This window comes from Actinoplanes lutulentus (assembly GCF_003259845.1).
GTDB lineage: Bacteria > Actinomycetota > Actinomycetes > Mycobacteriales > Micromonosporaceae > Actinoplanes > Actinoplanes lutulentus.
Genome location: NZ_QLMJ01000014.1, coordinates 212,578 through 231,033, shown reverse-complemented (window position 1 = coordinate 231,033; position 18,456 = coordinate 212,578). Strand labels below are relative to the sequence as shown.

Below are 18,456 nucleotides of genomic sequence, written 5' to 3'. Positions count from 1 at the left end.
CCTCACTCTATTTCGCGAACCAGCCCCTCCCGGCAAAGCTCGGTGTGCCGGGCCACCCGCTCCACCAGAATCCCCGGCAGAGCCGACCCCAGCCCGGCAACCGCCGAGGAGGAGGCAACCGCCCGGAACGCCTCCGGCAGCCGGCCCGCAAGCGCCGCGACCCGTTCGATCGTGGGCCGCACCGGCAGCCCGTTTTCCTCGGCAAAGGCGACCCAGTGCCGGCGCGACAGAGCAGCGACCCGGTAATCGGATCCGATCCGCATGGCGAGGCGCAGACGAGGCACGTACATGTCGTCGTACGGCAGGCTGCTGGCGAGATCGTAGAGAGGCGCAAGACGAATCTGGCCGGGAAGCACCAGCAGTGAGTAGTTCTTGGCGTGAGCATCCGTGCCCGCAACAAGCCAGTTGAACGCCAACGCGTCGACGAACCGCCACACCTCCATCGCCGCGACCGGCTCGGGAACCACCGACCCACGGATCAACGCGATGATCTGCTCAGGCGACGGCCCGCCCTCAGCCTGATATTTCATCGTCGGCGAAGCACCCAACGCCTGACACACGTCTTCCTGGTGGATCCGCACCGATGTCCCGTTCGGTCCCGGAAATCGATCGAATCGCTCGACGACGACCGCGCGCTCGTCGCCGAACCCGACGATCCGGGACCGAGCAGCCCTCAACCCGGCCGCGTCCGCCGCGGCTAGGCAAAGATGCTCGTTGAGATCATGCTCATCGAACCCGGAAATGGCCGGCTTGATGATGTGCGTGGTCGGCACAGCACCTGTCGGATCGCCCCATTGACCGGTCCTCGCGTCGAAGTGCACCGCGGTCTTGGCCTGCGCGCCGGCGAGACTGAATTGGCCGGTCCCGGCGAGATGCCACGCCGCCGGATCACGGCGCAGGATTCGCAGCCGATCGGCGACATCGCCTTCGCTGAGAGGAGTGACAGATCCCTCGTCCCTGAGCAGGCTGCCGACCCGCTCGGCGGGAACGAACTGAACGGCTCCGGCACAGTCCTCTCCCACGTGGCGAAGGAGAGCGAAGGGGTTACCAGCCGAGACGCCGAATTCCCGCCCCCACCGTTCCAGCACTGCTTCGTTGTCCGGCAGCAGACCTTGGCAGAAGTTCCGGACGACGGGACCCTCATGGACCGCTTGTGCCAGCGGCATCGACAGCGAAATCGGCAGCGGGCCGGGCGACCGCTGATAGTCGTCGTCGTACCGGAGGCGAAGTCGTCCACCGGTTTGCTGATCGAGCGTTCCCGCAACCCGGCCGGCCAGGAGCACGGTCAGTTGGCTGCTCACTGGGGACCGTCGAAACGCTTCAGGTACTCGTCCAAGTCCAGTTCGCGGGGTGGCTCCGGGCTCACGTCGACGAACATGCCAAGGGCGACGATCACGTGGAACACCAAGCCCACCTCGGCGGACGGCTTGCCGCCCTCGAAAGCCGACAACCAGCGCCGGCTCACGCCCGCCCTCGTCGCCAGCTCGTCCTGGCTCAATCCGGCCGCCCGGCGCTGCTCCCGCACGTAGATACCAAGGTCACGAGCATGGGAAATTCGCATTCCGCGCCTCCTTGCGCACGTACGCTCCCATCTTAACTCTGGTGCACGTACGTGCACATTGCAGAAATGCGCACGAGCGTGCACAAGAAATTGAGGCTCAGCGGATCGGTGGGGCTGCCGAACATCAGGTGCAAGGTCAATCAGGCGTCCCGGAGGTCCCACCCGTGCCCACCGTGTTGATCACAGATGACGAGGCCGATCATCGGGAGTTGCTCACGCTCGCACTTCACCGCCTCGGGTACGAGGTGGTGGCCGCCGAGAACGCCGCCGAGGCGTTCGCCATTCTGTGCGGCGGTGGCATCGACGCCGTCCTGACCGACGTGCGGATGCCCGGCGAGTCCGGCGTCGAGCTGTGCCGGCGGATCCGCGACGATCCGCGTACCGAATCGATTCCGGTCATGATGGTCAGCGCGGACGTGCAACGCACCCAGATCACCGCGGCGCTGCACGCGGGAGCCGACGACTTCCTGCCGAAGCCGTTCAGCCGGGCCGAGCTGACCGCGCGGCTCAACAACCTGATGCGGCCGTGCGCCAAGCCGGCGTTGCGTTCCGCTCTGGCCGCCCGGGCCGCCGTGCTTGCGGCCCGGCAGAGTCTTCCCACGCCACAGCCGGTTTCCCGGCCGCTCCGCCGCATCGCCTGATCAATGACGCCGTAGTCTCACCGGCATGTCCTCGGTCCGTTACGGCACCCCGGCAGGCCGCTGGGTACTGCTCGCCATGGTTCTCGGTTCGAGCATGGCGTTCGTCGACTCGACGATCGTCAACCTCGCTCTCCCCACGATCGCCGACAACCTCGGCGCAAGCGCCTCCGGTCTGCAATGGACGATCAATGGGTACGCCTTATCGCTGGCATCCCTGATCCTGCTAGGCGGATCCCTCGGTGACCGCTTCGGCCGGCGCCGGACATTCCAGGCAGGCGTGGCCTGGTTCGCGGTGGCTTCGCTGCTCTGCGGCATCGCGCCCAACGTCGAGCTGCTGATCGCCGCCCGGGTGCTCCAGGGCATCGGCGGAGCGCTGCTCACCCCCGGCGCGCTCGCCATCCTCCAGGCCTCGTTCGCCGCGCAGGACCGTGCCCGCGCCATCGGCGCCTGGTCCGGGCTGGGCGGCATCGGTGGCGCGCTCGGTCCGCTGCTCGGCGGCTGGCTGCTGGAGCTCGGCAGCTGGCGGATCCTCTTCCTGATCAACGTGCCGGTCGCCGCGCTAGTCCTCTGGATCACGGCACGTCACGTGCCCGAGTCCCGCAACGAGACCGCGTCCCGCCGGATCGACGTGGCCGGACTGCTCACCGCCGCGATCGGCCTCGGCGGTCTCACCTACGGATTCACCGCCTGGCCGGAGAACGGCCCCGGCTCAGCCGTCGTGATCCTTTCGCTCGCCGCCGGTGTGCTCGGGCTGGTCGCGTTCGTCCTGGTCGAGCGCCGCGAGAAGGATCCGATGCTGCCGATCCGGATCTTCCAGAACCGGGCGTTCAGCGGCGCGAACCTGGTGACGTTCCTGGTCTACACCGCCAACGGCGGCGTGTTCTTCCTGTTCGTGCTGAATCTCCAGGTGGTCGCGGACTTCCCCGCTATCGCCGCGGGGCTCGCGCTGCTGCCGCTGACCCTGTTGCTGCTGGTGCTGTCGGCTCCGGCCGGCACGCTCGGTCAGCGGATCGGCCCGCGCATCCCGATGACCGCCGGCCCGCTGATCTGTGCCGCGGCGCTGGTGCTGATGTCCTCGATCGGCCCGGGCGCGTCGTACCTGACCGACGTCCTGCCGGCCGTGGTGATCTTCGGGCTCGGGCTGGCGCTGCTGGTGGCGCCGCTGACCGCGACCGCACTGAGTGCCATCGACGACGCGTACGCGGGTATCGCCTCCGGGGTGAACAACGCGGTGGCCCGGTCCGCCGGTCTGCTGGCCGTGGCGATTCTTCCGCTGCTGGGCGGGCTCGGCGCGGGTTCGCTCACCGACCCGGTGGCGCTGGAGCCCGTTTATCACGACGCGATGCTGATCTGTGCCGGGCTGATGGCCGCCGGCGCCGTGGTGGCGTTCCTCGCGATCCCGGCCCGGACCCCGAAGAGCGAAACGCCGGCCCGCAGTTTCTGCGACCCGGCGTCCACACCCGTGCATAGGTGAAGCTGGCGATCAGACCACCGGAGCGGTGCCGATCAGTTTGCCGTCCTTGTCGGTGATCAGGATGGCCTCGACGTCGTTCACCGGCACCGAGCTGGCGCCGACCACCTTGGCGTTGCCGTCCGGCGTATCACCCCAGACCGCCGCCTGTTCGGTCGCGCCGGCCTTGGTCCGCACCAGGCAGAGGAAGGGCGCCTGACCCTTCATCCGGCTCACGTCCAGCGCCACCGAGACACCCCAGACCTTCGGAGTGATCACCGCGGAGCCGGTCAGGCTGCTACCGGGCGCCGCCTCGAACCGGGAGCTGACCAGTTCCACGCTCGGCAGGGCTTCCGGCGTGCCGGGCTGCACCCGGCCGTTCGTGAAGATCCCGTACCCGATCGCGGCGGCCGCGATCATCACGACCGCAGCGGCGGCCAGCCAGCGCACCCGGTTGACCCGGACTTCCTTGTGTTTCTCGGCCCGCATCCGGCTGAGCAGGCCCTCGATGTTCTGTGAGCTCGGCCGCGCGGCCGGACTGACCGCGAGCGGCGCGCCGCCGCTCAGGTGCCGCGCGTCCGGCAGGTGTTGCAGCATTTCGGGGACCGGAGCCAGCCGGTCCAGTTCAGCCCGGCAGTCCGCGCAATCCCTCAGGTGCTCGTCGAGGCGATCGGTGTCGGCCTCGTCAAGACCGCCGAGGAGGTATCCGCCCAGCAGCCTGTGCAGGCTGCCGTGCTCGTCCAGGTCGCTCATCGCAGCATCCCCATCTCCTCGAAGACGGTGCGCAGCGCCCGTACCGCGTAGTACGCGCGCGATTTGACCGTGCCCTCAGGCACCGAGAGTTTTCGAGAGGCGTCGGCCACGCTCTGCCCCTCGTAATACATCGCCTGGATGACTGCCTTGTGTTCCGGTGAGAGCCGCTCAAGCGCCTCCGCCACCAGCCAGCCTTCCACCATTTGATCTACATTGTCCGCCGACGGCACCGAATTGACCGCGTTCTCGTCAGCGACCAGACGCGGCCGGCGCTGTTCCGCACGCCACGCGTTGGTCACCACGTTACGAGCAATAGTCAGCAGGTACGACCTGGTCCGGCCCGGTTCCGGGTCCAGATGGTCGATGTGCTTCCACGCCCGCAGGAGAGTCTCCTGCACCAGGTCCTCCGCTTTGTGCCGGTCCGATACGTATCGGGACACAAAGTTGATCAGGACTGCGTAGTGCTCGGTATAAAGCGCGGTCATCAGCTGCTCGTCGGGGTTCACCCGTCGCTTCATCGGCGCCCAGCTCCCCTCGGGTTCCGCCCGGCCACCAGGATGTACATCCTGGCACGCGGACCGGTTCACCGGCTGCCCTGACAATTGATGCCCGGTCCTCTTGCGAGGGACCGGGCATCAATGGGGTTTGTCGATCAGCAGGCCCCGGGACCGCCGTAACGGAAGGTCCGGAGGCTCAGTTTGGACACCGGGTAAACGTCACTGGTGGCGCGGATGTTCATCTCGGCCGTCGGCCCGTTCAGGTACGACAAGCTGCTGATCCGCGCCGCTCCGGCGTCGTCGGAGGGCTTGCCGTTGCCCATCTGGGTGCACGGCGTCGGTGTGGCCGCGGCGACCTCGCCGAAGACCTGGACGAGACCCGTCTTGGTGAATTTCTCACCCCAGATGGTGCCCGGGAAATAACCCACCCATTCGCTGTCGAACGCGATCCACCAGGCGCTGTTGAAGTACTGGATGCCGAACCGCGCGGTCTTGTCCTGCGCCAGCACGTCGCCGGGGGCGATGTTGCTGCTGTACTGCACGAAGCCGCAGGTGTTGTAGCAGGTCGACGTCTTGTCGACCCAGTGGTAGACGAACAGGTGCGGATCGTCGTCGCCGTTGACCGTGCGGTCGACGGTCCAGCCGACCTCGACGATCTGGGCGCCGTCACCGGACTGCACGGCCAGCTCGGCGAGCGAGTGATAGTCGCTCTTGGCGAGCGTGGGCTTGCTGATGGTCAGAGTCGCGTACGCCCCGTCGGAGACGGCCGCCTGCGAACCGACGTTGTAGAGGTAGTTGACCGTCGGCTTGGTCGCCGGCGCGCTGGTCGGCGAGGTAGCCGGCGGCTCCGGCGGAACGACATTGGTCCGTTCCGACTTCACGAAGGTGGTCCGCGAGGTACGGCCTTTCGGCGCGTGTTCCTCGGCCTGCTCCTCGGACTCCTCGTCGGGCTCGGCCGCGATCAGGCCGGCCGCCTTGAGCGACTTGCTGCTGGCACCGTCCCGCCCGGTCTTGATGGCGCGCGGACGCTCACCCCAGGGCAGTTGGGTCGGCGGCTTCAGCGCCGGCGCCTCGGTGGCGTCCGCGGTGGCCTCCGCGCTCGCCGAATCGGCGGTCGCCGCTGCGGTCTCCGCCGCTCCGGGGATCTGCTCCGCTCCGGCGTTCAGCGTCGACACGACACCGATCGTGCTGATCACAGCTGCGGTCAGACCGGCCGCGAGCAGACCGCGGCGTGACTTCAACACGTGTCCGTCCTCGTAAATCGGGGGGCAAGAAAGCCTGGTGGGGCGGGTTTCCGAGAACCACCTCGCGGCGGCGCAGCTCACCATATAGCTATCTCGATACGGCCGACATGGCCCTGAGCAGCAATTCCACCGTTACGTCGGACGGGGTAGGCCGTTCTGGTGACAGAACGCCCAGAAGTCTCAACAGAGCGTATCGGGAACGTTGCGGAACGAAGTTTTTCGCACCAGATCGAGAAAGAGGCAAAGAACACTAAGCCTCTTTCGGATCACGCTTCGGCCTTATCCGGAGCAACTCCGCGAGTCCTAAGACACCGACACTGATCTTGTGGTAAAACCTATCAGGTCTATAGAGTATGTATGGCAAGGAGGAGCCCATGACCGTCACCGGTGTCCGTCACGACCATCTCGCCATCGCCCAGCGATATGCCGCCGAGGCCGATCGCTGGCCTGTCACGCCCCGATTCGACCCGCTCGAGCGCTGGTACCACCGCCTCGCGGTCACCGATGACTACGAGGTGTGGCTGCTCACCTGGCTGCCGGGGCAGGGCACCGAGATCCACGACCACGGCGGCTCGGCCGGCGCGTTCCACGTCTTCAGCGGCACGCTGACCGAGGAGACCATCGCCGCCGGAAACGGCGCTCCGCGGGTCGTCTCCCGTGAGCTCGGCGAGGGCGCGGGCCGGCGGTTCGGCGAGCACCACGTGCACCGGATGACCAACCGCACGACGCAGCCGGCGATCAGCGTGCACGTGTACGGCCCGGCGCTCACCACGATGACCAAGTACCGGCTCAGCCCGGCCGGCCTTGAGGTGCTGACCGTCGAGCGCGCGGGATCCGAGTGGTGACGGCGACCCCGCCGCCCGGCTCTAAGGGCATCGACGAGATCCTGGCCGATGCGCGTACCCGATTGAAGCGGTTGAACGCCGCGCAGACCGCGGCAGCGGTCAGCGACGGCGCGATCCTGGTGGACATCCGCCCGGCCGCCCAGCGAGCCGAGCACGGCGAGATCCCGGGTGCGCTGATCATCGAGCGCAACGTCCTGGAGTGGCGTCTCGACCCGCGGTCGGACGCACGCCTGCCGTTCGCGAACAGCTACGACCTGGCCGTCGTGATCACCTGCCAGGAGGGTTACACCAGCAGCCTGGCCGCGGCGTCACTGCAGGACCTGGGGCTGCACCGGGCGACCGACCTGGACGGCGGATTCGCCGCCTGGCAGGCCGCCGGGCTGCCCACGACTCACTTCGGGTAAACGACTCCGGACCGGCCGCTGTACAGGTGCCGCGTGCCGTCCCAGTCGTAACCGGTGTTCGGCGCGTCCAGCCAGACGATGTACGCGGCACCCGGCGTGAGCCCGGTGATCGTGGTGCTGACCGCACAGCTGGTGCCGGCCGCCTCGGTGCCCGCCGCCACGGTCTTCCACACCGGCTCCGGCTGTAGTCCGCTGACCAGCTCCTGCGGCACGGCCGCGACCCGGTAATCGGAGTCGTACTGCGTCGGCCACTCCACCTTGAGCGAGCCCGCGCCGGGCGTGACCTCGACCGGGATGAACACCGGTTCGGTACGCGGCCAGACCTTCGCGCAGCTCGGGTCGGGCGTGGCCGTGGAGACCGACGGCTCCGGCGTCGCGGAGGCGGTGCCCCGCGAGGGGGCCGGACTCGGCGTCGCCTTGCCCTGGTCCATGCGCATCCACGAGTCCCCGCTCTTGTCCTCCACCGCCGTCGCCGACCCGGAGCCACCGAACCCCAGAGCGGCACAGCCACCGAGCATCAGCGGCAGCGTGGTCAGAGCAAAAGCGATCTTGAAGTTGCGCATCCATCCCCCAGGTCGATGTCCCCTACTGTTCGACCCTGGACACCGCGGCCTTAGGGGTAATCGGCGCGTTCAGATCCCATCCGCCGGCCAGGAGGCCGTCGACGGCGAGAACCGCGGTGCGCAAGCGCTGCGGATAGCTTCCGGCCAGTGAGATGTACGCGACACCACGGCTCTCCAGCTCGGTGCGGAACCGCTCGGTCATCCAGTGCCGCAGATGCTCGCCGTCGCGCAGCCCGTCGTCGTCGAACGGCACCCCGTCCGCCTCGGTGAGCAGGTAGAGGTCCGGTTCGCGAACCAGCGCCGCGACCGCCGCGGAGGTGCTGCCGAGGTAGCGCTCCTCCCAGATCGTGGTGGCGAACGCGTCGGTGTCCCCGAAGATCACCGGCGAGCCGGCCCGGGCCGCCGCGTCCTCGGCCGCGTTCTGTTCAGCCGCGACCGTCACGAAATCGGCCCGGTCCCAGGTCACGTCGAACACTGTCGCGGCCGGCCGATCCCGGCGCAGCTCCCGCAACTTGATCTCGGTGAGTTCCCGGCCGTACTCGGGAACCCAGCGGGTGTCCGACCAGACCCCGCCGCGCGACCGGTAGTGGCGGGCCATCGCCCTGGCCATCGTCGTGGTGCCCGTCGACTCGGCGCCGACCACGATCACCCGCCGGGTCAGCCAGCCGCGAACGCCCGGGCCGATCCGGTCCCAGTACGCGACGGGGTCCTCCCGGATCGCCGTTCCGGAGACCGGTACCCGCACCCGCTCCGGGTCCACCAGCACCGCCTCGGCGTGGAACCGCCGGGCGAGCTCCGATCCGTACTCCTCGGAGGAGAAGACCGCGTCGACCCGGTCGGTGCCGGCCGCCGCCCGGAAGAGTGCCATGTGCAGGTCCCAGACCGCCGGGTCGGCGTAATCGATCGGGTGGTCGTCGTAAACGCCGGCGAATCGGACGGCCGGACCGTGCGCCTCGCGCAGCCAGTCAAGCCGCAGCGACAGCGGGATGCTCTCGCCGGACGACGGCGCGACCACCACTGTCACCCGGTCACAGACAGCAGCGGCGGCCTCGATGAGCGCGTGGTGACCGGCGTGCGGCGGGTAGAACTTGCCGACGATCAGGCCGTGCCGATATCTCATGCCGGCACCCTCGCCACCGCGGACCGCCAGGACCGCAGGCCCAGCACACAGAGGGTGAGGAACGCCACATACAAGATCGCGGTCAACCAAAGACCTTTGTACGCGTAGAGCGGGATGTAGATCAGGTCAGCGGCGATCCAGATCCACCAGTTCTCCACGAGTTTGCGCGTCTGCCCGTACGTCGCCAGCAGGGAGAGCGCTGTGGTCAGCGCGTCGGCGAGGGGAACCGTGGAGCCGGTCAGCCGATCCAGGAAGAGCCAGAGCCCCGCGGTCAGGACAACACCCGCGACAGCGAGACCCAGCCATTCGCGCCGGGTGGTGGTCCGGACCACCAGACGGGACCGGTCCTGCCCTCCGTAAAGCCACGCCCACCAGCCGTAGAAACCCAGGATCACGTAAACGATCTGGAGGCTCGCGTCGGCGTAGAGGCCGACGCTCCAGAAGACGACCATCAGCAACAGGACGTTGAGGATGCCGAGCGGCCAGTTCAGGATGTGCCGGCGCACCAGCAACCCGACGTTGACCAGTCCGGTGATGAAGCCCAGCACCTCCGCCCAGGAGGTCGGCACGCCGAACGTCACCACAGCCGGGCTGTTCAACCAATCGATCATGGTGACAGCATCCCCGGCGGGACCTCAGACCGGAAGCAGGCGGTGGCCGGCCATCTCCAGCTCCCCGTCGTAGACGACAACGGCCGTGTTCAGCCCGGAGTCGTCGTGCAGCACCACCTCGGTGCCCTTGATGTCGTACGTCCCATGGGCCGCCCGGCGGCGACCGGCGACCTCGCCGGCGAACGTGCCGTCGGTGTGCAGCCGCAGCTGGACGACCCCGTCAGGGCTGCGCCAGACGCCGGCGACGGCGGCACCCGTGACCACTTTCGGGGTGCCGATCAACGGGTACGAGCTCAGCTCGCTGGCGCCCTTCATCGCGATGGCCAGCAGGGCGGCGGCGTCGAGGACGGTGAAGTCGACATGGGGCTCGCAGGGGGTGGTCATCGTCTCGCTTCCGGGCGTCGGTCGGGGTCAGCCCCTTCCTTCGGCCGTCAGCAGGCGATCGCCAGCGAATCCCGGGTTGCGAGCCGGTGGTTTATGGGCGCGCCGCCTTGAGTGCCCCGGTGACCGCTGCTGCCAGCTGCTCCAGGTACTCGTCGCCGATCGGGTCCCGGGAGATCGCGAGCCGCCAGTACAGCGGGCCGAGCATCAGGTCGACGGCGAGCTTCGGATCGGTGCCCTCGGGCAGCTCGCCCCGAGTGACCGCCTGGCCGACCAGTTTCTCGGCGAGCGCCTGCTGCTGGGTGCGCAGCGCGCCCTGCAGGGTCTCGGCGATCTGCGGGTTGCGAGCCGCCTCGGCCATCAGATCAGGGATGATCTGCGACGCGATCCGGTGCTGCAACGCCTTGCTCACGATGAACATGAGCAGCTGGAGGTCGCCGGCGAAACTCCCGGTGTCCGGAAGTGGCACCTTACGCTCGGCGATGTCCGAGACGATCTCCATGACCATCTCGAGTTTGTTGCTCCATCGCCGGTAGATCGCGGTCTTGCCGACCCCCGCTCGGCGGGCCACCGCCTCGATGGACAATCGGCCATAACCGACTTCCGCCAACTCGTTCATGACCGCGTTGCGGATCGCCACGGTGATGTCGCCTCGGAGCACCGCCGCTCCGGCAGGTGCGCGCTTTGTTGTCGCCACAGAGTCACTATAACGCTACGACGTAACGGTTGCGTTCCGCCGTTTGGTCAGCTACCTTCAGAGCCACGTCGATACGAACCCGTTCCAACGGAAGCGGCGAGCGCCTGTCATGCTTGCTAGCTGTGTCCTCGCAGCAGCAACAGGAGCCTTCCGCCTCCGCCGGGCCGACTAGATCGGAGCACCACCCCATGCCAGAGACGGCGGTCGCCGAGACCGGCACCGAGCTCTCGCCCAAGGAGCTCGCCCGGCGGCACGGTCTGACAGCGTCCGGGCGGCTTCCCAGCCTCCCCGAGTACACACGTCAGCTGTTGTCATACCGGCACTTCATCCAGTCGCACGCCAGCGCCAAGATGAGTTCTTCGCTGGGCAGCACGAAGCTCGGCACGGTGTGGCAGGTCCTCACACCGATCATCAACGCAGCGGTGTACTACCTGATCTTCGGTGTGATCATCGGGACCAGCAAGGGAATCGAAAACTTCCCGGCGTACCTGTGTATCGGCGTTTTCGTCTTCCAGTTCTCCCAGTCGATCGTGCAGTCCGGGATCAACGCGATCACCGGAAACCTGGGCCTGATCCGGGCACTGCACTTCCCCCGGGCGAGCCTGCCGCTCTCGACCGCGCTGGTCGAGATCCGCAACTTCGTGGTCGCCCTGGTCGTCCTGATGGGCATCGTCCTGATCACCGGTGAGCCGATCACCGCGCAGTGGATTCTGCTGCTGCCGCTGCTCGCTCTCCAGTCGTTCTTCAACACCGGCCTGGCCATGTTCATGGCCCGCTACGGCTCGAAGAACCGGGACATCAAGCAGCTGATCCCGTTCATCATGCGGTTCTGGATGTACGGGTCCGCGGTGCTCTACCCGGTCACCCTGTTCGAGGACAAGCTGGACGGCTGGCAGCTCGCGCTGGTCGAGGCGAACCCTCTGCTGATCTTCATCGAGCTGTACCGGCACGCACTGCTGGAGAACGTCACACTGGCCGGCGCGCCGACCGTCCTGTGGCTCGAGGCCCTGGCCTGGAGCCTGGTCGTCGGCATCGGCGGCTACGTCTACTTCTGGCGCGGAGAGAAGGGTTACGGCCGTGGCTGAGAACGAGCGCATCCCGACCGTCGTCGCGGACAACGCCCACATCATCTACAAGGTGCACAGCTCGGCCTCGCCGGGCAGTGGCAGCCCGCTGGCGAGTTTCAAGCGCATGGTCACCAGCGCCAAGGCGTCGAACGTCGTCGAGGTGCACGCGGTCAAGGGCGTGAGCTTCACCGCGTACCGTGGTGAGGCGATCGGTCTGATCGGCAGCAACGGGTCCGGCAAGTCGACGCTGCTGCGCGCGGTCGCCGGTCTGCTCCCGTGTGCCCGGGGCGCCATCTACGCGGCCGGCCAGCCCTCACTCCTCGGTGTGAACGCGGCCCTGATGAACGAGCTGCCCGGAGCGCGCAACGTCGAGCTGGGCTGCCTCGCGATGGGCATGTCGCCGGCCGAGGTGAAAGAGAAGAAAGACGGGATCATCGAGTTCTCCGGCATCAACGAGCGCGGCGATTTCGCCTCGCTGCCGATGCGGACGTACTCATCCGGCATGGCCGCCCGCCTGAAGTTCTCGATCGCCGCCGCGAAACAGCACGACGTGCTGCTGATCGACGAGGCGCTGGCCACCGGTGACGCCAAGTTCCGCCGCCGCAGCGAGGCGCGGGTCCGCGAGCTGCGCGCCGACGCCGGCACGGTCTTCCTGGTCAGCCACAGCGAGCAGTCGATCCGGGACACCTGCGACCGGAGCATCTGGCTGGAGTCGGGCGAGATCCGGGCCGACGGCCCGACCGACGAGGTGATGCGGGAGTACGAGGCCTACATGCGTAAGTAGCGCCTCGCACTCCCCAACAGGATCAGCGGACCGAGAGATGCACGTGGTTGGTGTGGTCGCTGGACGGGTCTCCACCCGCCCCGCTGTACGACTTCCAGCCACTGCTCGGTAGCCAGATCCGGCGGTACCAGATCACGTACAGGACGTCGAGAGCGTCCGCGTTGTTGATGAAGTAGTTCGCCAGGTTGTTGCCGTACGTCTTGCTGGCGCCGGTCGCATCCCCGCCGAAACCGTTCTTGTCGGCGGCGAAGTCGCAGGCCCGGCCCTTGGGGTGCTCGCCGCTGTTCTGCTCGCGGAAGCAATGCACGTACCGCTTGAAGCCGTCGCTCTGCGCCTGCTTGAGCGCGTGCAGAGTGCGAGGGGTCAGGCAGCCGCCACTGGTCGGGTCGGGCTCACTGCAACCGGAGCCCGAGCCGCTCGGCACCGGATCGGCCTTGGCGCTGCCGCCGCCGTCGCTCGACGAGGAGGCGTCCGCGCCCTGGTTGGCCTTCTTCAGCGCCGTCTCGACCTGCAGCTTCTTCTTCGCCATCACGTTGACCTGCTTCTGCTGGTCCTTGACGGTGGCGTCGATGGCGAGCTTGGCCTTGCGCTGACCGTCCAGCGTGGTCTTGAGGTCCTCGATGGCGTCGTTCTGGTCGGCCGCGACGGACGCCAGGGTCTCGGCACGGTCGATGAAGCTGCCCGTGTCGCTCGCGGTGATCAGAGCGGACATCCCGCCGAGCCGGCCGGACGTGTACGCCTGCGACGCGATCTCGTCGAGCGCCGCCTGCTTCGGCCCGACCTCGGCGTCCAGCTTCTTCAGCGTGGCCGTCAGCTCGGTCTGCTTCTTCTTGGAGCTCTTCAGCTTCGCCTTGGCCTCGACGTAACCCCTGGAGGCGTCCTCCAGTTGTTCGACGAGTGACTTGGAGCCGCCCTCACCGTCGTCACCGTTGTCCCCGGGAGCGGCGGTGGCCGGTGACGCCACAATCGCCATCCCGCACACAGCGAGCAGCAGCGCCATGACAGCCGCTAATCGCCGCGCAGTCTTTCGCTGCACAGGTTATTCCTTCCGTCGGCCGCCGACCGAGTTAGCTGACGGGTTCGGGACGAAGGAAATCCCTACCGCGGTTGCGGATTCACCCCGAGGAAATATGGTTCCCCGGCTCGCCATGGGGGGCGATTAGGCGGCGGTCCCCGGGTGGGAACCGGAACCGACCATACCCACTCAATCGACAGATCGACAGTTCTCGTACGTTCCGCGATTGCCTGGCCACGTGAGGTGATTTGATTACGGAAAGTCGTTGGCCGGTAACAGTTTTGCCGGTTCCGCGGTCCTGATACCGCGCCATTCCTCAGGTAAACTCGTCGCCGGTCCTGCCAGACGGCACCGCCCCCGAGGAGCCGGCAGGCCGCCGCCTAATCACCGTGAGGTGAGCCGGGGAACCAAGTCAGTGGGGTGAGTCCGCCTTCGGGCGGTAGGGATCTCTTCCGTCCCGAACCCGTCAGCTAACTCGGTCGGCGGTGACAAGGAAGGAACTGTTGATGATCGGAAGTCCCCGCCGGTGGCTGACACTTGCCCTGGCACCACTGGTGGCCACGGCACTGTTCGTGGCACCGGTGACCCCTGCCTCGGCAGAACCGAGCGGCTCGTCCGCCACCGCCGAGGAGGACGACGAGGACGCCCTGCTCTCAGACGTCATCGAGGCCGCCAACCGGCGCTTCGTCACGGCCAAGGCAGCTGTGACGAAATCCACTAAGGCGCAGACGAAGCTCAACGTCGAGATCAAAGCCGCCGAGACCCGGCGCGACCAGTTGATCCCCGAGGTCAACTCGATCGCCCGCGAGCAGTACGTGACCGGCAACCTGAGCGCGGTCGGCTTCCTGCTCGGCGCCAACTCGTCGAACGACTTCCTGAAGAAGGCGATCTCCCTGGAGGAGATCAACAAGCTGCACGACGAGAAGCTGCACGAGCTCAACGAGGCGATCGAAACGGTCTCCGAGAGCAAGGCGAAGCTCGATGCCGAGGTCAAGGCACAGAAGCAGAACTCGGCACTGATGAAAAAGCAGCGCGACTCGGCGGAGAAAGCCCTGAAGCTGGTCGGCGGCGACGCGCTCACCGACGGTTTCGTGGTGGCGAAATCGCCGTCCGCCGCAGCCGCCCCGCGTAACTCCAGCGGCGGCTTCTCGGCGGAGGGCTGCACCGAGAACGACCCGACGACCGGCGGCTGCATCACCAAGCGCACGCTGCATATGTACAAAGAGACGAAGAAAGCCGGATTCGACCTCTTCGTCGGTTGTCACCGCAACGGCGGGCCCTTCGAGCACCCCAAGGGCCGGGCCTGCGACTGGTCACTGCAGAAGAGCGGCTTCTCCTCGGCGCACAACGACAAGATGATGAAGTACGGCAACGACCTGATGGCGTTCCTGGTGCGTAACGCCGACAAGCTCGGGATCTACTACGTCATCTGGTACAAGAAGATCTGGTTCCCGGCGTCGGGCTGGAAGGCCTACCACGGCGTCAGCGACCACACCGACCACGTGCACGTGTCGATGCTCTAAGCGGCTTCAAGCACAGGAAAGCCCCCGTCCTCTTTGCGGACGGGGGCTTTTTCATGCCTGGATCAGTGCACGGCGCGCCGAACCGGAGCCCGCCCGTGCGGCTGGGACGGCGCCGGGCCGACCGTGACCGCCGGCGGGATCGGCATGGTCACCGGCTGCACCTGGGTCACCTCCAGCTCCTTGCCGTGGTGGATCAGGGTGAGCCGGGCCGAGCCGCCACCGTTGCGCAGCGAGTACGTGACCTCGTCCGCGGTCACCGCCACCCGCAGCCGCAGGCCGCGCCAGAGCAGCGAGAACTCCAGGTTGTTGATCCGGCTGGGCAGCCGCGGCGCGAAGCTCAGCTGACCGTTGAAGTCACGCATGCCGCCGAGACCGGCGACCAGCGACATCCAGGTGCCGGCAAGCGACGCCACGTGCACGCCGTCCCGGGCGTTCTGGTGCAGGTCATGCAGGTCCATCAGGGCGGCCTCGCCCAGATAGTCGTGCGCCAGCTCCAGGTGCCCGGTCTCGGCCGCCAGCACCGCCTGGACGCAGGCGGACAGGGACGAGTCCCGTACGGTCCGCGCGTCGTAGTAGGCGAAGTTGCGCGACTTCTCCTCCGGCGTGAACGCGTCCCCGCGGAGGAACATCGCCATCACCAGGTCGGCCTGCTTGATGACCTGCTTGCGGTACAGGTCGAAGTACGGGAAGTTCAGCAGCAGCGGGTAAGCCTCCGGCGGAGTGTTCTCGAAGTCCCACTCCTGCAGCCGGGTGAAGCCCTCGCACTGCTGGTGCACCCCGAGTTCCTTGTCGTACGGGAGGTGCACCGCCGCCGCCGCGTCACGCCACGAGGCAGCCTCTTCGTCGTCCACGCCGAACTTGCGCGCCAGGTCCGGGTGACGCTTGCAGGCGTCGACCGCGGTCATCAGGTTCTGCTGCGCCATCAGGTTCGTATAGATGTTGTCGTTCACCACGGCGGTGTACTCGTCCGGGCCGGTCACACCGTCGATGTGGAAGCGACCGTGCCGGTCGTGGTGGCCCAGCGAGCGCCACAGCCGGGCCGTCTCGACCAGCAGCTCCAGGCCGACCTCACGCTCGAAGTCGTAATCGCCGGTGGCCTGCACGTACCGGCGTACCGCGTCGGCGATGTCGGCGGCGATGTGGAAGCCCGCCGTGCCCGCCGGCCAGTAACCGGAGCACTCCTGGCCGCGGATCGTCCGCCACGGGAACGCCGCGCCCTGCAGCCCGAGCGTCTGAGCGCGCTCCCGGGCCAGGTCGAGCGTCGAGTGCCGCCAGCGCAGCACATCGGCCGCCGCGGACGGCTGGGTGTACGTCAGAGCGGGCAGAACGAACGTCTCAGCGTCCCAGAACGTGTGGCCGTCGTAACCGGGCCCGGTGAGACCCTTGGAGCCGATCGGGCGCTTCTCAGCGCGCGCACCGGCCTGCAGGGTGTGGAAGAGGCCGAAACGGACCGCCTGCTGAACCTCCGGGTCACCCTCGACCTTGACGTCCGAGTGGTCCCAGAACGCGTCCAGGTATTCCTGCTGCTGCTGGACCAGGCCTTCCCAGCCGTCCAGGCGGGCGCTGGCGAGGGCCGCACCGACCTGGTCACGCAGCGCGGGCAGCGAGCGCATGCTGGACCACCCGTACGCCGCCAGCTTGACCACACGCAGCTTCTGACCCGGCTCCAGCCGGCAGGCGACCGTGGTACGCAGCCAGTCCGGGTGGCCCTCGGTGGTGATGGCGTGCCGGCCGGGCGTGTCCACCAGGTGCTCCATGGCCGCGGCCATCCGGAGGTCACTGGCCTTGGTGCGGTGCACCAGGATGCCGCCGGTGCGCTGCTCCATCATTTCCTCGGCCTGCAGCGGCCGGTCCAGGACCGCGGCGACGCGCGGGTCCTTGCTCATCGGCGGGAGCTGCTCGTTCGCCACCAGCTCGGACTGCAGGATCAGCCGGGCCGAGCCCTCCAGGGGCTCCACCTCGTAGAGGATCGCGACGACGGCCCGCTGTGTGAACGAGACCAGACGGATGGTGCGAACGCGGACGCCCTGGCCGGACGGGGAGATCCACTCCACGACCCGCTCCAGCGTGCCGGCGCGCATGTCCAGGCAGCGCTCATGGGACCGCAGCTCGCCGTAGCGCACGTCGAACGGCTCGTCGTTGACGAGCAGGCGCATCAGCTTGGCGTTGGTGACGTTCACCATCGTCTGGCCGGACTCGGGGAAGCCGTACCCGCCCTCGGCGTGCGGCAGCGGCCGCAGCTCGTAGAACGAGTTCAGATAGCTGCCGGGCAGGCCGTGCGGCTCGCCCTCGTCCAAGTTTCCGCGTATCCCGATGTGTCCGTTGGAGAGCGCGAACACCGACTCGGACTGGGCCAGGAGGTCCAGATCCAGCCGGGTCTCCCGGATATGCCATGGGTCGACGGGGTAGGCCCGTTCACGGATCACGGTCGTGCCTCTCGGTACTGAGAAGAGGAGATCTTGTTAAGGGGGGTTACCGCGGGAGGAGCTCGGAAAGGTCGGTGACGACCACGTCGGCACCATGTTCGAGCAACGCCTCGGCCTGGCCCACCCGGTCAACGCCGACGACGTGCCCGAAGCCACCGGCTCGCCCGGCGGCCACACCGGCTTGTGCGTCCTCGAACACCACGCAGCTCTCCGGCGCGGCGTTCAGCAGCTTCGCGGCGTACAGGAACGTGTCCGGTGCCGGCTTGCCGGGCAGGCCCAGCTCGCGGGCGACCACGCCGTCCACCCGGACCTCCAGCAGGTCGGCGATGCCGGCCGCTTCGAGGACGTCCTTGCAGTTGGCGCTCGCCGAGACGACGGCACGGCGCAGTCCGGCGGCCTTGGCCGCCTTCAGGTACTCCACCGATCCGGGGTAGACCTGCACGGCGCCTTCTTTGATCTTTTGGAGCACGAGCACGTTCTTACGGTTGCCGACGCCGTTCACGGTCTCGGCGTCGACGCCGTCGTCGGGGTCGCCCTCGGGCAGGGTGATGCCACGTGAGGCGAGGAAGGTACGGACACCGTCGGCACGCTGCCGACCGTCAACATATCGGTGATAATCGACGCCCGAATCGAACGGGACGAACGGCTGACCATGACGTTCCGACCACGATTCCAAGAACGAGTCGAACGTCTGTTTCCACGCCGCGCCATGCACCAGCGCGGTGTCTGTCAGCACGCCATCAAGATCGAATAGACAAACGGTCACCTGTGAAGGAAGTCCGAGCACGCGCCCAATGTAGCCGGACGGGAAGCGGGACGAGAGCGGAAGGGCCTCTTCACATTTCCATGATGGTTCACAGGTCGTTCAACCTGC

The 18,456-nt window shown here is 67.5% G+C and carries 20 protein-coding genes and 2 riboswitches; of the genes, 7 read left to right on the top strand and 13 right to left on the bottom strand.

The window, feature by feature from the left end; translation table 11 throughout:
• Positions 1-2 precede the first annotated feature (2 nt).
• Positions 3-1,283 (bottom strand): type II toxin-antitoxin system HipA family toxin, encoded by a 1,281-nt coding sequence (locus B0I29_RS27910; protein ID WP_220091412.1) that lies wholly within the window; start codon positions 1,281-1,283, stop codon positions 3-5.
• Positions 1,284-1,297: 14 nt separating this feature from the next.
• Positions 1,298-1,561 carry a helix-turn-helix domain-containing protein gene (locus tag B0I29_RS27905; protein ID WP_111652061.1) on the bottom strand — a complete coding sequence of 88 codons (264 nt, stop codon included), beginning with the start codon at positions 1,559-1,561 and terminating at the stop codon, positions 1,298-1,300.
• 173 nt (positions 1,562-1,734) lie between these two features.
• Between B0I29_RS27905 and B0I29_RS27900 the strand changes: the two genes are divergently transcribed.
• Both B0I29_RS27900 and B0I29_RS27895 read left to right on the top strand, forming a co-directional pair.
• On the top strand, positions 1,735-2,202 hold the full coding sequence (locus B0I29_RS27900; protein ID WP_245972778.1) for a response regulator transcription factor: 468 nt from the start codon (positions 1,735-1,737) through the stop codon (positions 2,200-2,202).
• A 25-nt stretch (positions 2,203-2,227) separates the two neighbouring features.
• Positions 2,228-3,676, top strand: a complete 1,449-nt coding sequence (locus B0I29_RS27895) for a DHA2 family efflux MFS transporter permease subunit (RefSeq protein WP_111652059.1) — start codon at positions 2,228-2,230, stop codon at positions 3,674-3,676.
• A gap of 9 nt (positions 3,677-3,685) precedes the next feature.
• Here B0I29_RS27895 and B0I29_RS27890 read toward each other — a convergent pair whose 3' ends face one another.
• From B0I29_RS27890 to B0I29_RS27880, 3 genes are all read right to left on the bottom strand, one after another.
• The gene (locus tag B0I29_RS27890) at positions 3,686-4,405 is read right to left on the bottom strand and encodes a zf-HC2 domain-containing protein (RefSeq protein ID WP_111652058.1); all 720 of its coding nucleotides are present in this window, start codon (positions 4,403-4,405) and stop codon (positions 3,686-3,688) included.
• Positions 4,402-4,923: a sigma-70 family RNA polymerase sigma factor gene (locus B0I29_RS27885; protein ID WP_111652057.1), complete on the bottom strand. Its 522-nt coding sequence runs from the start codon at positions 4,921-4,923 to the stop codon at positions 4,402-4,404. The genes B0I29_RS27890 and B0I29_RS27885 overlap by 4 nt, the downstream gene beginning before the upstream one ends.
• A 134-nt stretch (positions 4,924-5,057) precedes the next feature.
• Complete coding sequence (locus B0I29_RS27880) at positions 5,058-6,146, bottom strand: neprosin family prolyl endopeptidase (protein ID WP_245972777.1); 1,089 nt, start codon at positions 6,144-6,146, stop codon at positions 5,058-5,060.
• A gap of 374 nt (positions 6,147-6,520) precedes the next feature.
• Here B0I29_RS27880 and B0I29_RS27875 point away from each other — a divergent pair, with 374 nt between their 5' ends.
• Both B0I29_RS27875 and B0I29_RS27870 read left to right on the top strand, forming a co-directional pair.
• Positions 6,521-6,991 (top strand): cysteine dioxygenase, encoded by a 471-nt coding sequence (locus B0I29_RS27875; RefSeq protein ID WP_111652124.1) that lies wholly within the window; start codon positions 6,521-6,523, stop codon positions 6,989-6,991.
• Positions 6,985-7,395, top strand: coding sequence for a rhodanese-like domain-containing protein (locus B0I29_RS27870; RefSeq protein ID WP_375790623.1), 411 nt, complete (start codon positions 6,985-6,987; stop codon positions 7,393-7,395). Before B0I29_RS27875 ends, B0I29_RS27870 begins: the two co-directional genes overlap by 7 nt.
• Here B0I29_RS27870 and B0I29_RS27865 read toward each other — a convergent pair.
• The 5 genes from B0I29_RS27865 to B0I29_RS27845 all read right to left on the bottom strand — a co-directional run bounded on the left by B0I29_RS27865 (position 7,383) and on the right by B0I29_RS27845 (position 10,767).
• Positions 7,383-7,958 carry a hypothetical protein gene (locus B0I29_RS27865; RefSeq protein WP_111652056.1) on the bottom strand — a complete coding sequence of 192 codons (576 nt, stop codon included), beginning with the start codon at positions 7,956-7,958 and terminating at the stop codon, positions 7,383-7,385. The two genes, B0I29_RS27870 and B0I29_RS27865, sit on opposite strands and share 13 nt — an antisense overlap.
• A gap of 22 nt (positions 7,959-7,980) precedes the next feature.
• Positions 7,981-9,078 (bottom strand): AAA family ATPase, encoded by a 1,098-nt coding sequence (locus tag B0I29_RS27860; protein WP_111652055.1) that lies wholly within the window; start codon positions 9,076-9,078, stop codon positions 7,981-7,983.
• Positions 9,075-9,689 carry a nicotinamide riboside transporter PnuC gene (gene pnuC, locus B0I29_RS27855; RefSeq protein WP_111652054.1) on the bottom strand — a complete coding sequence of 205 codons (615 nt, stop codon included), beginning with the start codon at positions 9,687-9,689 and terminating at the stop codon, positions 9,075-9,077. The genes B0I29_RS27860 and pnuC overlap by 4 nt, the downstream gene beginning before the upstream one ends.
• 24 nt (positions 9,690-9,713) lie before the next feature.
• Positions 9,714-10,073: an Atu4866 domain-containing protein gene (locus B0I29_RS27850; protein WP_111652053.1), complete on the bottom strand. Its 360-nt coding sequence runs from the start codon at positions 10,071-10,073 to the stop codon at positions 9,714-9,716.
• Between the two features lie 91 nt (positions 10,074-10,164).
• A complete protein-coding gene (locus tag B0I29_RS27845) occupies positions 10,165-10,767 on the bottom strand; it encodes a TetR/AcrR family transcriptional regulator (RefSeq protein ID WP_245972776.1) in 603 nt (200 codons plus the stop codon).
• A 188-nt stretch (positions 10,768-10,955) separates the two neighbouring features.
• On the opposite strand from B0I29_RS27845, the gene B0I29_RS27840 reads away from it, so the two are divergent.
• Positions 10,956-11,852 (top strand): ABC transporter permease, encoded by an 897-nt coding sequence (locus B0I29_RS27840; RefSeq protein WP_111652051.1) that lies wholly within the window; start codon positions 10,956-10,958, stop codon positions 11,850-11,852.
• Positions 11,845-12,618 carry an ABC transporter ATP-binding protein gene (locus B0I29_RS27835; protein WP_111652050.1) on the top strand — a complete coding sequence of 258 codons (774 nt, stop codon included), beginning with the start codon at positions 11,845-11,847 and terminating at the stop codon, positions 12,616-12,618. Before B0I29_RS27840 ends, B0I29_RS27835 begins: the two co-directional genes overlap by 8 nt.
• 22 nt (positions 12,619-12,640) lie before the next feature.
• Here the strand turns inward: B0I29_RS27835 and B0I29_RS27830 are convergent, their stop codons facing one another.
• On the bottom strand, positions 12,641-13,618 hold the full coding sequence (locus B0I29_RS27830) for a coiled-coil domain-containing protein (protein ID WP_181558000.1): 978 nt from the start codon (positions 13,616-13,618) through the stop codon (positions 12,641-12,643).
• Between the two features lie 40 nt (positions 13,619-13,658).
• A riboswitch (cyclic di-AMP (ydaO/yuaA leader) is annotated at positions 13,659-13,794 on the bottom strand.
• 206 nt (positions 13,795-14,000) lie between these two features.
• Positions 14,001-14,133: riboswitch (cyclic di-AMP (ydaO/yuaA leader) on the top strand.
• A 6-nt stretch (positions 14,134-14,139) separates the two neighbouring features.
• Between B0I29_RS27830 and B0I29_RS27825 the strand changes: the two genes are divergently transcribed.
• Positions 14,140-15,156, top strand: a complete 1,017-nt coding sequence (locus B0I29_RS27825) for a coiled-coil domain-containing protein (RefSeq protein WP_111652048.1) — start codon at positions 14,140-14,142, stop codon at positions 15,154-15,156.
• 62 nt (positions 15,157-15,218) lie between these two features.
• Here the strand turns inward: B0I29_RS27825 and B0I29_RS27820 are convergent, their stop codons facing one another.
• Positions 15,219-17,582, bottom strand: a complete 2,364-nt coding sequence (locus B0I29_RS27820; RefSeq protein ID WP_111652047.1) for a glycoside hydrolase family 65 protein — start codon at positions 17,580-17,582, stop codon at positions 15,219-15,221.
• 46 nt (positions 17,583-17,628) lie between these two features.
• Positions 17,629-18,369 carry a beta-phosphoglucomutase family hydrolase gene (locus B0I29_RS27815; protein WP_111652046.1) on the bottom strand — a complete coding sequence of 247 codons (741 nt, stop codon included), beginning with the start codon at positions 18,367-18,369 and terminating at the stop codon, positions 17,629-17,631.
• Positions 18,370-18,456 lie beyond the last annotated feature (87 nt).

Coding starts and splice junctions, on each gene's coding strand:
- B0I29_RS27905 (WP_111652061.1), bottom strand. CDS start 1,561: ATGCGAATTTCCCATGCTCGTGACCTTGGTATCTACGTGCGGGAGCAG.
- B0I29_RS27895 (WP_111652059.1), top strand. CDS start 2,228: ATGTCCTCGGTCCGTTACGGCACCCCGGCAGGCCGCTGGGTACTGCTC.
- B0I29_RS27890 (WP_111652058.1), bottom strand. CDS start 4,405: ATGAGCGACCTGGACGAGCACGGCAGCCTGCACAGGCTGCTGGGCGGA.
- B0I29_RS27885 (WP_111652057.1), bottom strand. CDS start 4,923: ATGAAGCGACGGGTGAACCCCGACGAGCAGCTGATGACCGCGCTTTAT.
- B0I29_RS27875 (WP_111652124.1), top strand. CDS start 6,521: ATGACCGTCACCGGTGTCCGTCACGACCATCTCGCCATCGCCCAGCGA.
- B0I29_RS27865 (WP_111652056.1), bottom strand. CDS start 7,958: ATGCGCAACTTCAAGATCGCTTTTGCTCTGACCACGCTGCCGCTGATG.
- B0I29_RS27860 (WP_111652055.1), bottom strand. CDS start 9,078: ATGAGATATCGGCACGGCCTGATCGTCGGCAAGTTCTACCCGCCGCAC.
- pnuC (WP_111652054.1), bottom strand. CDS start 9,689: ATGATCGATTGGTTGAACAGCCCGGCTGTGGTGACGTTCGGCGTGCCG.
- B0I29_RS27850 (WP_111652053.1), bottom strand. CDS start 10,073: ATGACCACCCCCTGCGAGCCCCATGTCGACTTCACCGTCCTCGACGCC.
- B0I29_RS27840 (WP_111652051.1), top strand. CDS start 10,956: ATGCCAGAGACGGCGGTCGCCGAGACCGGCACCGAGCTCTCGCCCAAG.
- B0I29_RS27830 (WP_181558000.1), bottom strand. CDS start 13,618: ATGGCGCTGCTGCTCGCTGTGTGCGGGATGGCGATTGTGGCGTCACCG.
- B0I29_RS27825 (WP_111652048.1), top strand. CDS start 14,140: ATGATCGGAAGTCCCCGCCGGTGGCTGACACTTGCCCTGGCACCACTG.